The 12,307-nt window shown below is 69.1% G+C and carries 11 protein-coding genes; 6 read left to right on the forward strand and 5 right to left on the reverse strand.

The window, feature by feature from the left end; genetic code table 11:
* Window positions 1-3 precede the first annotated feature (3 nt).
* Window positions 4-1,188: a quinolinate synthase NadA gene (gene nadA, locus ACIRB1_RS09330; RefSeq protein WP_403465139.1), complete on the reverse strand. Its 1,185-nt coding sequence runs from the start codon at window positions 1,186-1,188 to the stop codon at window positions 4-6.
* Window positions 1,189-1,497: 309 nt separating this feature from the next.
* Between nadA and ACIRB1_RS09335 the strand changes: the two genes are divergently transcribed.
* Window positions 1,498-1,854, forward strand: coding sequence for an iron-sulfur cluster assembly accessory protein (locus ACIRB1_RS09335; protein WP_030582488.1), 357 nt, complete (start codon window positions 1,498-1,500; stop codon window positions 1,852-1,854).
* 109 nt (window positions 1,855-1,963) lie between these two features.
* Here the strand turns inward: ACIRB1_RS09335 and ACIRB1_RS09340 are convergent, their stop codons facing one another.
* Both ACIRB1_RS09340 and ACIRB1_RS09345 read right to left on the reverse strand, forming a co-directional pair.
* A complete protein-coding gene (locus tag ACIRB1_RS09340) occupies window positions 1,964-4,021 on the reverse strand; it encodes a hypothetical protein (protein WP_403465140.1) in 2,058 nt (685 codons plus the stop codon).
* Between the two features lie 169 nt (window positions 4,022-4,190).
* Window positions 4,191-4,412, reverse strand: a complete 222-nt coding sequence (locus ACIRB1_RS09345) for a hypothetical protein (RefSeq protein ID WP_352186035.1) — start codon at window positions 4,410-4,412, stop codon at window positions 4,191-4,193.
* 131 nt (window positions 4,413-4,543) lie between these two features.
* On the opposite strand from ACIRB1_RS09345, the gene ACIRB1_RS09350 reads away from it, so the two are divergent.
* Complete coding sequence (locus tag ACIRB1_RS09350) at window positions 4,544-5,518, forward strand: carbohydrate kinase family protein (protein WP_403465141.1); 975 nt, start codon at window positions 4,544-4,546, stop codon at window positions 5,516-5,518.
* A gap of 81 nt (window positions 5,519-5,599) precedes the next feature.
* Here ACIRB1_RS09350 and ACIRB1_RS09355 read toward each other — a convergent pair whose 3' ends face one another.
* The gene (locus tag ACIRB1_RS09355) at window positions 5,600-6,976 is read right to left on the reverse strand and encodes a cysteine desulfurase/sulfurtransferase TusA family protein (RefSeq protein WP_403465142.1); all 1,377 of its coding nucleotides are present in this window, start codon (window positions 6,974-6,976) and stop codon (window positions 5,600-5,602) included.
* Window positions 6,977-7,283: 307 nt separating this feature from the next.
* On the opposite strand from ACIRB1_RS09355, the gene coxB reads away from it, so the two are divergent.
* From coxB to ACIRB1_RS09375, 4 genes are all read left to right on the forward strand, one after another.
* On the forward strand, window positions 7,284-8,243 hold the full coding sequence (gene coxB, locus ACIRB1_RS09360) for a cytochrome c oxidase subunit II (protein WP_403465143.1): 960 nt from the start codon (window positions 7,284-7,286) through the stop codon (window positions 8,241-8,243).
* Entirely contained in the window at window positions 8,240-9,976 is a 1,737-nt protein-coding gene (ctaD, locus tag ACIRB1_RS09365) for a cytochrome c oxidase subunit I (RefSeq protein WP_266767860.1), read from the forward strand. The genes coxB and ctaD overlap by 4 nt, the downstream gene beginning before the upstream one ends.
* A complete protein-coding gene (locus tag ACIRB1_RS09370) occupies window positions 9,973-10,371 on the forward strand; it encodes a cytochrome c oxidase subunit 4 (protein ID WP_352183631.1) in 399 nt (132 codons plus the stop codon). The genes ctaD and ACIRB1_RS09370 overlap by 4 nt, the downstream gene beginning before the upstream one ends.
* A 130-nt stretch (window positions 10,372-10,501) precedes the next feature.
* Window positions 10,502-11,767, forward strand: coding sequence for an Ig-like domain-containing protein (locus tag ACIRB1_RS09375; RefSeq protein WP_403465144.1), 1,266 nt, complete (start codon window positions 10,502-10,504; stop codon window positions 11,765-11,767).
* 83 nt (window positions 11,768-11,850) lie between these two features.
* Here ACIRB1_RS09375 and ACIRB1_RS09380 read toward each other — a convergent pair whose 3' ends face one another.
* Window positions 11,851-12,252 carry a hypothetical protein gene (locus tag ACIRB1_RS09380; protein ID WP_403465145.1) on the reverse strand — a complete coding sequence of 134 codons (402 nt, stop codon included), beginning with the start codon at window positions 12,250-12,252 and terminating at the stop codon, window positions 11,851-11,853.
* Between the last annotated feature and the right edge of the window lie 55 nt (window positions 12,253-12,307).

The following is a 12,307-nucleotide window of genomic DNA, read 5'->3' on the forward strand; positions in this document are numbered from 1 at the left end:
CGGCTACGGCAGCGCCAGCATCCGCTCCAGCGCCAGCTTGGCGAACGCCTCCGTCTCCTTGTCCACCTCGATGCGGTTGACCAGCTTGCCCTCGGCGAGCGACTCCAGGGTCCAGACCAGGTGGGGGAGGTCGATGCGGTTCATCGTCGAGCAGAAGCAGACCGTCTTGTCGAGGAAGACGATCTCCTTGCCCTCGGGGGCGAAACGGTTCGCCAGCCGGCGTACGAGATTCAGCTCGGTGCCGATGGCCCACTTCGAACCGGCCGGGGCCGCCTCGAGTGCCTTGATGATGTACTCCGTCGAGCCGACGTAGTCGGCCGCGGCCACCACCTCGTTCTTGCACTCCGGGTGGACGAGGACGTTGACACCCGGGATACGGGCCCGCACGTCCTCCACCGACTCCAGCGAGAAACGGCCGTGCACCGAGCAGTGGCCGCGCCACAGGATCATCTTCGCGGACCTCAACTGCTCTGTGGTGAGGCCCCCGTTGGGCTTGTGCGGGTTGTACAGCACGCAGTCCTTAAGGCTCATGCCGAGGTCGCGGACCGCCGTGTTGCGCCCGAGGTGCTGGTCCGGGAGGAACAGCACCTGCTCGCCCTGCTCGAAGGCCCACTCAAGAGCCCGCTCGGCGTTCGACGAGGTGCAGATCGTGCCGCCGTGCTTGCCCGTGAACGCCTTGATGTCGGCGGACGAGTTCATGTACGACACCGGCACGACCCGCTCGGCTATGCCGGCCTCGGTCAGCACGTCCCAGCACTCGGCGACCTGCTCGGCGGTGGCCATGTCGGCCATCGAGCAGCCGGCCGCGAGATCCGGGAGCACGACCTTCTGGTCGTCGCCGGTGAGGATGTCCGCGGACTCCGCCATGAAGTGCACACCGCAGAACACGATGTACTCCGCCTCGGGGCGCGCGGCGGCGTCCCGGGCCAGCTTGAAGGAGTCGCCCGTGACATCGGCGAACTGGATGACCTCGTCGCGCTGGTAGTGATGGCCGAGCACGAAGACCTTGTCGCCGAGTTTCTCCTTGGCCGCGCGGGCCCGCTCGACCAGGTCGGGGTCGGACGGCGAGGGCAGGTCGCCGGGGCAATCGACACCGCGCTCGCTGCTCGGGTCGGCCGCACGGCCGAGAAGGAGCAGGGCGAGGGGCGTCGGCTGTACGTCGAGCTCCTGGGTCTGGGCGGTGGTCACGACACGCACCCTTTCTGTTCTGCGGGCTGGGCTCTTCTGCGGCCTGTTCCGTGGAGAGAACGTGCCTTTTCGTCGATTTGACGTTATCTATCATAACCGCTTCACGTCACTTTGACGATGGCGATGTCGTCGATGTGACATCAATCCCGGCGGGTGCCGTCCGCGCACTCGGCGGGGGGCCTTGCGGGCGTGTGCGAGCATGGAAGAGGAGCCAGGGGAAAGACACCGGAGATGGTCCGGAATGAATCCCCGGCCCCGGCGGTTGACATCGTCGGCAAGCAGTCTCCGTACAACCCGGGAGAGATGTAGATGTCCGTATCGGACGAGACCAGCACCGTCACCGACGGCATCATCCTGTCCGACGCCGCCGCGGCGAAGGTCAAGGCCCTGCTCGACCAGGAGGGCCGTGACGACCTGGCCCTGCGTGTCGCCGTCCAGCCCGGCGGCTGCTCCGGCCTGCGTTACCAGCTCTTCTTCGACGAGCGGTCCCTCGACGGCGATGTCGTCAAGGACTTCGGCGGAGTCAAGGTCGTCACCGACCGGATGAGCGCCCCGTACCTGGGCGGCGCCTCCATCGACTTCGTGGACACCATCGAGAAGCAGGGCTTCACGATCGACAACCCGAACGCGACGGGCTCCTGCGCCTGCGGCGACTCGTTCAGCTAGACCGGACGCGTCGCGCGTGGCCGACAGGCCGCGTCGCGCGACTGAGCGGAACGAAGGCGGCGACCCCCTCCGACAGGGCCGCCGCCTTCGGGCTTTTCCGGTGCCGTGGCTACCGCGCGAGCGAGGGGCCGGCGCCGACCTCCGCCTTCCGCTCCACGGGGATCGCCTTGCCGTCCGCGCCCACCACCTTCCGGTCACCGAGCGGCGCCTTCAGCTGCACGGTCTGGTGGTAGACCTTGGCGATCATGACGCAGATCTTCTTCGGCCAGGGAGTCGCGGTCACCGTGACCGTCACCCGGCCCGAACTCTCCACGGCCGACGTCTTGTAGTCGGCGCACACCCCGCCGGTGAACGCCACGGTGAGACTCTTCCCGTCGGCCGTGTAACCGTCCGCCTTGACGTCGTGCGGTGCCGCCGTCGCCGACGGACTCGCCGTAGCAGTGGGGGTGTCGGCGGAGGCCAGATACTTCGGGTCGATCGCCGGATACGTCACCGTGAAACCGTCCTGCCCGCCCGGCTGCCGCACCTCGAACAGCCAGGACGGCACCAGCGTCTGCTTCCCGTCCACGGAGTGCGCGGCGAGCCCGAACTCCGCGTGCCCGACGGCGGCCGGGGCCTGCGTCGCGGTGGCGGAGGACGCGGTCGACGAACCACAGGGCGCCTCCAGCCGGTCCTTCAGCGGTACGGGGCTGGCGCACCCCCCGATGCCCATACGGTGATCCGTCCTCGGCGCCGCGTTCATCAGGTCCAGCGTCCTGCGCGCACTCAGCACCGGATAGACGTCACCCTTCACCGGCGCCGCCAACTGCCCGCTCCCGCCGACCACTTCACCCTGGGCGCCGACCGTCAGCCCGGTCGTCCAGCCGTGCGTGGGCAGCCCGCCGATCACCGGCTCGGCGTTCACCACCCGCTGCGCGCCCATGAGCTGGCTCGCGTCGACCTTCGCGTCGTCCTGGCCGACGGCCTTGAGGACCGGGGCGGCGGCCTTCTTCGCCGCGGCGACGCTCACCGGGTCGACGGCGGGAGCGGCCGGGTCCTTCGTGCAGGCGACCGTGCCGGTGCAGTCGTCGGTGCCGGGGGCGTAGCGGGTGAACGTCCACATGCCCGGCGCGGCCTTGTTCACCTGGAGGCTCGGCCCGGTGCCGTCCTGCCCGCCGACCTTCCAGACCTGCCCCTCGGCCACCGGCGTCCCCGTGACCCCGAGCGCCTTCGCGAGCCGGGCGACCGCGTCCTTGGCGACGTCACCCCGCGGTGCGTAGACGGCCGCGGACTCCGGACCGCCGGGCAGGCTCCCCGTGGCCTGGTAGGTCTCCCCGTACGGGTTCGGCTCGCCGGGCGCGATTCCGCTGGTTCCGCCTGAGGAGTAGCCGTCGAGCGCCAGGGGCGGGGGAGTGCCGCCCGCACCGGATGCTCCGGCTCCGCTTTCGTCTCCGGCGCCGGACGAGGAGGAGGACGCGAGATACGCCCCGCCCCCTCCGACGAGCAGCACGGCGACGGCCACGGAGGCGATGACCAGGGGGGAACGGGATCGGCGCGAGTGCGAGTCGTCGTCTTCGGGGGAGTGGTCACGCAGGGGGAGATCGGAGTCGGCGGTGGAACCGGGCCGCTCCGGGTGGGGGGCCTCGGGGGGCGTCGTGGGGGCGGGGGGTTCCGGCCGATCCGCCTCGGGCGATGCGAGGTCGACGGCTTCCGGCCGATCCGCCTCGGGCGGTGCGGTGAGGGCGGCTTCCGGCCGGTCGGTCTCGGAGGGTGCGGGGCCGGCGGCCTCCGGCGGGTCCGCGTCGGCGCCGGACGGCACAGGACCGGCGTCCGCGCTGGACACCGTTGAAGCGGCTTCTTGCGGTTGGCCGGCTTTCGAGTCGACTCCCGGTGGGCCGTCGACCCCCTGCGGGTCGGCTTCTTCTGTGAGGTCGGCTTCTGTGCCGGATGCCACGCCAACGGCGTCCGCGCCGGACGCCGTAGAACCGGCATCTTGCCGGCGGCCGCCGGCCTCGGCATTGTCGACGCCGGTCGCGCCGCCACCGGTCTCGTCGACCCCAGTCGCGCCGCCCCCGGCCCGGCCGACTCCGGTTGCGCCGGTCCCGGTCCCCTCGGCGGAGCCCGTCGCGCCCCGCACGTCACCGGACGTGCCGGTCGTGTCGTCGTTGTCGGGTCGCTCGGTGTTCACCGCATCGCTCCTTCGGCTGCGCAACTGTCCCGTGACCCTGACCGGCCCCTGTCAAAGAGGCGGGCGGAAGGGTCGTATTCCGCATCCCCTCTACGGGGGACAGCGATGGGACGCAGCGAGGGGGCGCGCGGTTCCCCGGAGCGCGCCGATCCGGCCGAGGGGGCTCCGCTCAGTCGCCGTACTCCGACATTCCGTCCAGCAGCCGGGCCGACGCCGACGGCACGGTCACGCCATGGATGAGGGACGGGGACACCGGCAGGGAGACGATCCGGTCCGGAACCGTCCAGTGGGGAGCCATCCGGGCGCAGTCGCCGCGCAGCGCCGCGAGGCCGGTCTCGCCCTCGCCCTCGAAACGGACCGGAACGGCGGTGTGAACATCGAGGTTCGTCATAGCCGCACCGTAGGCACGCTTGACCTCGCGAAGAAAGATCTACTATCGGGTAGTTTTGGCCGCTTCAGAGCCACCGCACCGACCGGGTAGCGTGAACTGTCAACGCAGCCTCCCTCAGGAGAGTCCTCGCCGTGCGCATCGCAGTCACCGGCTCCATCGCCACTGACCACCTCATGACCTTCCCCGGCCGCTTCGCCGACCAGCTGGTCGCGGACCAGCTGCACACGGTGTCGCTCTCCTTCCTGGTCGACAACCTCGACGTACGCCGGGGCGGCGTCGGGGCCAACATCGCCTTCGGCATGGGCCAGCTCGGCACCAGGCCGATCCTGGTCGGCGCCGCCGGCTCCGACTTCGCCGAGTACCGCGACTGGCTCGACCGGCACGGCGTCGACACCGACTCGGTCCGGATCTCCGAGACGCTGCACACCGCCCGCTTCGTGTGCACCACGGACGCCGACCACAACCAGATCGGCTCCTTCTACACCGGCGCGATGAGCGAGGCCCGGCAGATCGAGCTGAAGACCGTCGCCGACCGCGTGGGCGGCCTCGACCTGGTCCTCATCGGTGCCGACGACCCCGAGGCGATGCTCCGCCACACGGAGGAGTGCCGGACCCGTTCCATCCCCTTCGCCGCGGACTTCTCGCAGCAGATCGCGCGCATGGACGGCGACAACATCCGCATCCTGCTGGAGGGCTCGGCGTACCTCTTCTCGAACGAGTACGAGAAGGGGCTCATCGAGTCCAAGACCGGCTGGAGCGACGAGGAGATCCTCGCGAAGGTCGGGCACCGGGTGACCACGCTCGGCTCGAACGGTGTCCGGATCGAGAGCGTCGGGGCGGACCCGATCGAGGTCGGGTGCGCGGAGGAGGAGCGCAAGGCCGATCCCACGGGGGTCGGCGACGCGTTCCGCGCGGGGTTCCTCTCGGGGCTGGCGTGGGGGGTTTCCCTGGAGCGGGCGGCGCAGGTCGGGTGCATGCTCGCGACGCTGGTCATCGAGACGGTGGGTACGCAGGAGTACCAGCTGCGGCGGGTGCACTTCATGGACCGGTTCACCAAGGCGTACGGGCACGATGCCGCGGCCGAGGTGCGGGGGCACCTGGGCTGATTTCTCGCCCCCGGGCGCGGGGGCCGGCCGCGCACCCGCGGCGTGGCCGCGTATCGGCACAGCCCCGCGCCCCTCAGGAGATCAGGTCAGCCGGCGGACCACGTACGCCGTGCCCCGGTCCGCCTTTTCCTCACCCAGGTACTCCTGGGCCCGCATCTCGCACCAGGCCGGGATGTCCAGCCGTGCCGCCTCGTCGTCGGACAGGACGCGGATCGTGCCGCCCACCGGCACGTCGCCGATGACCTTCGCCAGTTCGATGACGGGGATCGGGCAGCGCTTGCCGAGGGCGTCCACGACCAGGGCGTTCTCTTCCACGGTGGTCACCGGGGCCTGGGCTCCCAGCTTCTCGCGCACCCCCGCCACCGCGTCCGGCAGCACGGCGAGGAAGCGTTCGACGTCCTCCTCCGTCGTGCCCCGCGGCAACGACACCCGCACATTCCCCTCACTCAGGACACCCATCGCCTTCAGCACGTGGCTGGGTGTCAGGGTGCTGCTCGTGCAGGACGAGCCGGAGGAGACCGCGAAACCGGCGCGGTCGAGTTCGTGGAGGAGGGTCTCCCCGTCGACGTAGAGGCAGGAGAAGGTGACGATCCCGGGCAGGCGCCGCACCGGATCGCCGACCACGTCCACCCCCGGCACCAGCCGCGGCACCCGCGTACGGATCCGCTCCGTCAGTTCCCGCAGCCGTAGCGACTCCTGGGCCGACTCCGTGTGGACCGCGCGGAGTGAGGCGGCCGCGGCGACCACGGCGGGGATGTTCTCGAAGCCGGGGGCACGGCCCGACTCCCTTTCGTCGACGGGCCCTTGGGGTGCGAAGCGCGCGCCCTTGCGGACCACCAGCAGACCCACGCCGGCCGGGCCGCCCCACTTGTGCGCGCTCGCCGTGAGCAGCGACCACGCGCCCTCGACCGGCCCCCACCCCAGCGACTGCGCCGCGTCGACCAGCAACGGCACCCCGACCGCCCGGCACGCCTCCGCCACCTCGGCGACCGGCTGGACCGTCCCCACCTCGTGGTTGGCCGACTGAAGACAGGCCAGCGCGGTGTCCGAGCGGAGGGAATCGGCGTAGGCCTCCACACTCACGGCGCCCGTACGGTCCACCGGCACCTCGGTGGACGAACCGCCCTCCGCGACCAGCGCCTCGGCCGAATGGAGCACGGAAGAGTGTTCAACCGCTGACACGATCAGGTGACGCCCGACGCGCCGCCGCCCCGTCAACGCCCCCGCGATCCCCGTGTGTACGGCCCGTGTCCCGGAGGACGTGAAGACGAGCTCGTCGGCCCGGCACCCGACGGCTTCGGCAGCCGCCTCACGGGCGGCATCCAGCAGCAGCCGCGCCTTGCGCCCCTCCCGGTACAGCCGGGCGGGGTCCGCCCACCCCTCGTCCAGAGACGCCAACAGGGCCTGCCGGGCGACGGGATGGAGAGGAGCGGAGGAGGCAGCATCGAAGTAGGACACACGGCAACGGTAGAACGAGGGTGAGCCACGAAGGGGCGCGGGACATCGACATGGCGGCCCAGCCGCGGGGCGCGACAAGCCACAACGCACTCCGCACCCGCCCAAATCACCTGAACCCCCGAGCTATTAGGCGCAAGGAGTAACCCGCGGCGCGTATGCCACCCTCCCCGCGAAGCCCCGGAGGGCGTCGGCTAGGGTTTGGTCCGCATAAACATCCAAACCCCTGCCCGACGCAGGGCGGCGACCGACCCGCGTGAAGGCAGGCCGCAGCCAATCCGCGCGGGCGAGACTCTCGGGAAGGCGCTACGTGAGTCCCAACGGCTCCGACCGCTCGCCGCGGCGCCCGATGCGGCGGAAGCTGCTGCAGGCAATGACTGCGGGCCTGGTCCTGGCGACCGCGACCGGTTGCACATCCAAGGACTTCCCTCGCCTTGGTTTCCCCACCCCGACCACGGAGGAGGGTCCGCGGATCCTCTCCCTGTGGCAGGGATCCTGGGCTGCCGCGCTCGCCGTCGGCGTCCTGGTGTGGGCCCTGATCATGTGGAGCGTCGTTTTCCACAGGCGCAGCCGCACCAAGGTCGAGATCCCCCCGCAGACCCGGTACAACATGCCCATCGAGGCGCTGTACACGGTTGTTCCGCTCATCATCGTCTCGGTGCTGTTCTACTTCACGGCCCGCGATGAGACGAAGCTCCTCAGCCTCGACAAGAAGCCCGATGTGACGGTCAACGTCGTCGGCTTCCAGTGGAGCTGGGGCTTCAACTACATCGAGAACGTCGACGGTGTCAGTGGTGACGCGACGACCGACAAGAACCTGACCGCGATCCCGGACCGGTTCAAGAAGGAGTTCCCGGCGAACGCCGGCGGCGTCTACGACGTCGGCACGCCCGCCACGAAGAACCCGCAGACGGGCAACCCGGGTCCGACCCTCTGGCTCCCCAAGGGCGAGACGGTCCGCTTCGTCCTCACCTCACGTGACGTCATCCACGACTTCTGGGTGGTGCCGTTCCTGATGAAGATGGACGTCGTCCCGGGTCACACCAACGCCTTCCAGGTGACCCCCACCAAGGAGGGCACCTACCTCGGCAAGTGCGCCGAGCTCTGCGGCGTCGACCACTCCCGGATGCTGTTCAACGTGAAGGTCGTCTCGCCGGAGCGCTACCAGCAGCACCTCAAGGACCTCGCCAAGAAGGGGCAGACCGGTTACATCCCCGCTGGCATCGCGCAGACGAGCCACGAGAAGAACCGGGAGACGAACAACCTGTGAGCATCCTCAACGAACCTCAGGGTGCCGCGGCAGCAGAGTCCCACTACGCGGACGAGCTGCCGGTAAGGCGCAAGCAACCCGGCAACGTCGTGATCAAGTGGCTCACCACCACCGACCACAAGACGATCGGCACGCTGTATCTGGTCACGTCGTTCGCGTTCTTCCTGATCGGCGGCGTCATGGCGCTGCTGATGCGCGCCGAGCTGGCGCGGCCGGGTCTTCAGATCCTGTCGAGTGAGCAGTTCAACCAGGCGTTCACGATGCACGGCACGATCATGCTGCTGATGTTCGCGACGCCCCTGTTCGCCGGTTTCACGAACTGGATCATGCCGCTCCAGATCGGCGCGCCCGACGTGGCGTTCCCGCGGCTGAACATGTTCGCCTACTGGCTCTACCTGTTCGGCTCGACCATCGCGGTCGGTGGCTTCCTCACCCCGCAGGGCGCTGCCGACTTCGGCTGGTTCGCCTACAGCCCGCTGTCGGACGCGGTCCGTTCGCCGGGCATCGGCGCCGACATGTGGATCATGGGTCTGGCCTTCTCCGGCTTCGGCACGATCCTCGGTGCGGTCAACTTCATCACCACGATCATCTGCATGCGCGCACCGGGCATGACGATGTTCCGCATGCCGATCTTCGTGTGGAACGTGCTGCTGACCGCCGTCCTGGTCCTGCTGGCCTTCCCCGTCCTCGCCGCCGCGCTCTTCGCGCTGGAGGCGGATCGGAAATTCGGGGCACATGTCTTCGACGCTGCCAACGGCGGTGCGTTGCTGTGGCAACACCTCTTCTGGTTCTTCGGCCATCCAGAGGTGTACATCATCGCGCTGCCGTTCTTCGGCATCATCTCCGAGGTCATCCCGGTCTTCTCCCGCAAGCCGATGTTCGGCTACATGGGCCTGGTCGCCGCGACCATCTCCATCGCCGGCCTGTCCGTGACGGTGTGGGCCCACCACATGTACGTCACCGGCGGTGTGCTGCTGCCGTTCTTCTCCTTCATGACGTTCCTCATCGCCGTACCGACCGGCGTGAAGTTCTTCAACTGGATCGGAACGATGTGGAAGGGGTCCCTGTCCTTCGAGACCCCGATGCTCTGGGCCACCGGCTTCCTGATCACCTTCACCTTCGGTGGTCTGACCGGTGTCATCCTGGCCTCGCCGCCGATGGACTTCCACGTCTCGGACTCGTACTTCGTCGTCGCCCACTTCCACTACGTGGTCTTCGGCACCGTCGTGTTCGCGATGTTCTCCGGCTTCCACTTCTGGTGGCCGAAGATGACCGGCAAGATGCTCGACGAGCGCCTCGGCAAGATCACCTTCTGGACGCTGTTCATCGGCTTCCACGGCACGTTCCTGGTCCAGCACTGGCTGGGCGCCGAGGGCATGCCCCGTCGTTACGCGGACTACCTCGCGGCCGACGGCTTCACCGCCCTGAACACGATCTCGACGATCAGCTCCTTCCTGCTCGGCCTGTCGATCCTGCCGTTCCTCTACAACGTGTGGAAGACGGCCAAGTACGGCAAGAAGGTCGAGGTCGACGACCCGTGGGGCTACGGCCGCTCGCTCGAGTGGGCGACGTCCTGCCCGCCGCCGCGGCACAACTTCCTCACCCTGCCGCGGATCCGCAGCGAATCCCCGGCGTTCGACCTGCACCACCCGGAGATCGCCGCTCTCGACCAGCTCGAGAACGCGCACCACGGTGACAAGGCCCTCGCCGGCGGCAAGGAGGCGGGCAAGTGAAGGTCCAGGGCAGGATGTTCATGTGGCTGGCCGTCTTCGTGCTGGTCATGGCCGTCGTCTACGGCGTCTGGTCCAAGGAGGCGGCCGGTACCACGGCCCTCTTCATGGCCTTCGGCCTGTGCGTCATGGTCGGCTTCTACCTGGGCTTCACGGCCCGGCGGATCGACACCCTCGCGCAGGACAACAAGGAGGCCGACGTCGCGGACGAGGCCGGCGAGGTGGGCTTCTTCAGCCCGCACAGCTGGCAGCCCCTCGCCCTCGGCATCGGTGGCGCACTGGCCTTCCTGTCGATCGCGATCGGCTGGTGGCTGCTGTACTTCTCCGCCCCGATCATCATGGTCGGCCTGTACGGCTGGGTCTTCGAGTACTACCGCGGTGAGAACCGCACCCAGTAGCACGCGCTGAACCCGCACGAGCCCGGACACTCCGTCAGGAGGGTCCGGGCTCGTGCTTTTGCAGCAGTGTCGGTCCCTCGTCCGAGTGACCCACCGCGCCGGGGCTGACGAAGCTTCATAACCTCGGCTCATGAACCACTCTCCGCGCACCCGCACCGTCGTCAGCTGCACCCTGCTGGTGATCTCCCTCGGCGCGGGCGTCACCGCCTGCGGGTCCGACGGCGGCAACCCGCTGTCGGCCAAGCCGTACGACGCGGCGGGGCAGATCTCGTTCAACGGCCCGTCCGGCAACGGGAAGAAGGCCGACCCAGACAAGCCCCTCCAGGTCACCGCCTCCGGCGACGACGGGCGGATCACGGACGTCACGGCCGTGGACGCCACGGGACGCTACGTCACGGGCGAACTCGCCGCCGACGGCACTCGCTGGCACAGCACCTCCCCGCTGGCCGCCAACGCCCACTACACGGTCCGCGTGAGCACGGAGAACGGGGACGGCGCCCCCGGCCGCAGGGTCCTCACCTTCGACACCACCAAGCCGACCACCAAGAAGAGCCTGACCGTCAAGTTCGGCCCGGACGCGGGCACGTACGGCGTCGGCCAGCCGGTCACCGCCGAGCTGAACAAGCCCGTCAAGGACAAGGCGCAGCGGGCCATCGTGGAACGCTCCCTCAGGGTGGACTCGGTGCCCGCCGTGGAGGGCGCCTGGCACTGGGTGGACGACAAGGAACTCCACTACCGCCCAAAGGAGTACTGGCCCGCCCACGCCACCATCCAGGTGCACAGCAACCTCGACGGCGTGAAGATCAGCGACCGTCTGTGGGGCGGCGCCTCGAAGGACCTCAAACTCACCACGGGCGACAAGATCGTCGCCGTGACGGACGCCGCGTCCCACGAGATGACGGTCTACAGGAACGACGAGGAGATCAACGAGATCCCCGTCACCACCGGCAAGCCCGGCTTCGAGACCCGAAACGGCGTCAAGGTCGTGCTGGGCAAGGAGTACTTCGTACGGATGCGCGGAACCACCGTCGGCATCTCCGAGGGCTCCTCGGACTCGTACGACCTTCCCGTGTACTACGCGACCCGCGTCACCTGGAGCGGCGAGTACGTCCACGCCGCCCCCTGGTCGGTGGGCTCCCAGGGTTCCGCGAACGTCAGCCACGGCTGCACCGGCATGAGCACCGGCAACGCCGAGTGGTTCTTCGACACCATCCACGAGGGTGACGTCGTCAAGGTCGTCAACTCGAACGGCGACGACATGGAGCCCTTCGGCAACGGCTTCGGCGACTGGAACCTCGGCTGGAAGAACTGGCGGTCCGGCAGCGCGTTGGTCGGCGGAACACCGGACGGACCTCGTCCGGAAGTCGCCGCACGGCTCCGTCCCGAGTCCTTGTGAGACACGCCCCAAAGGGGCGCGGGGAACTGCGCGAGCAACCACAACCGGCCCGCAGCCGCGAAACTGCGGGCCGTCCCGAGCTACTAGGCGCTCAAGGCTCGCTTGTGACGCAGCAGAGAGGCCAACGAGGCCGCGAACTCAACCGGGTCCACCGGCAGTGTCACCGCCGCGTCCGCACGGCTCCACGTGGCAAGCCACGCATCCTGCGGCCGCCCGATGAGCACCAGCACCGGCGGGCAGTCGAAGACCTCGTCCTTCACCTGGCGGCACAACCCCATGCCCCCCATCGGCGCGGCCTCACCGTCGAAGACACAGACGTCGATCCCGCCCCGGTCCAGCTCCTTCACCACCGCAGCCTGCGTCGCGCACTCCAGGAACTCCACCAACGGCGCGTCCGGAGCCGGCCTGCGCCCGGTGGCCAGCCGCACTTGCTCGCGGGTGTTGGAGTCGTCGCTGTAGACGAGCACCGTGGCAGTCGGCTGCATTGTTCCTCCGCGTCGTCGATCGGGAACCCCGGGTACCGATGCGGCGGATGCTACT

This window comes from Streptomyces sp. NPDC096013, from assembly GCF_044763565.1.
GTDB lineage: Bacteria > Actinomycetota > Actinomycetes > Streptomycetales > Streptomycetaceae > Streptomyces.

Excerpts from the sequence above, each read along its gene's own strand:
- ACIRB1_RS09335 (WP_030582488.1), top strand. The coding sequence starts at position 1,498 with ATGTCCGTATCGGACGAGACCAGCACCGTCACCGACGGCATCATCCTG.
- ACIRB1_RS09345 (WP_352186035.1), bottom strand. The coding sequence starts at position 4,412 with ATGACGAACCTCGATGTTCACACCGCCGTTCCGGTCCGTTTCGAGGGC.
- ACIRB1_RS09375 (WP_403465144.1), top strand. The coding sequence starts at position 10,502 with ATGAACCACTCTCCGCGCACCCGCACCGTCGTCAGCTGCACCCTGCTG.
- ACIRB1_RS09380 (WP_403465145.1), bottom strand. The coding sequence starts at position 12,252 with ATGCAGCCGACTGCCACGGTGCTCGTCTACAGCGACGACTCCAACACC.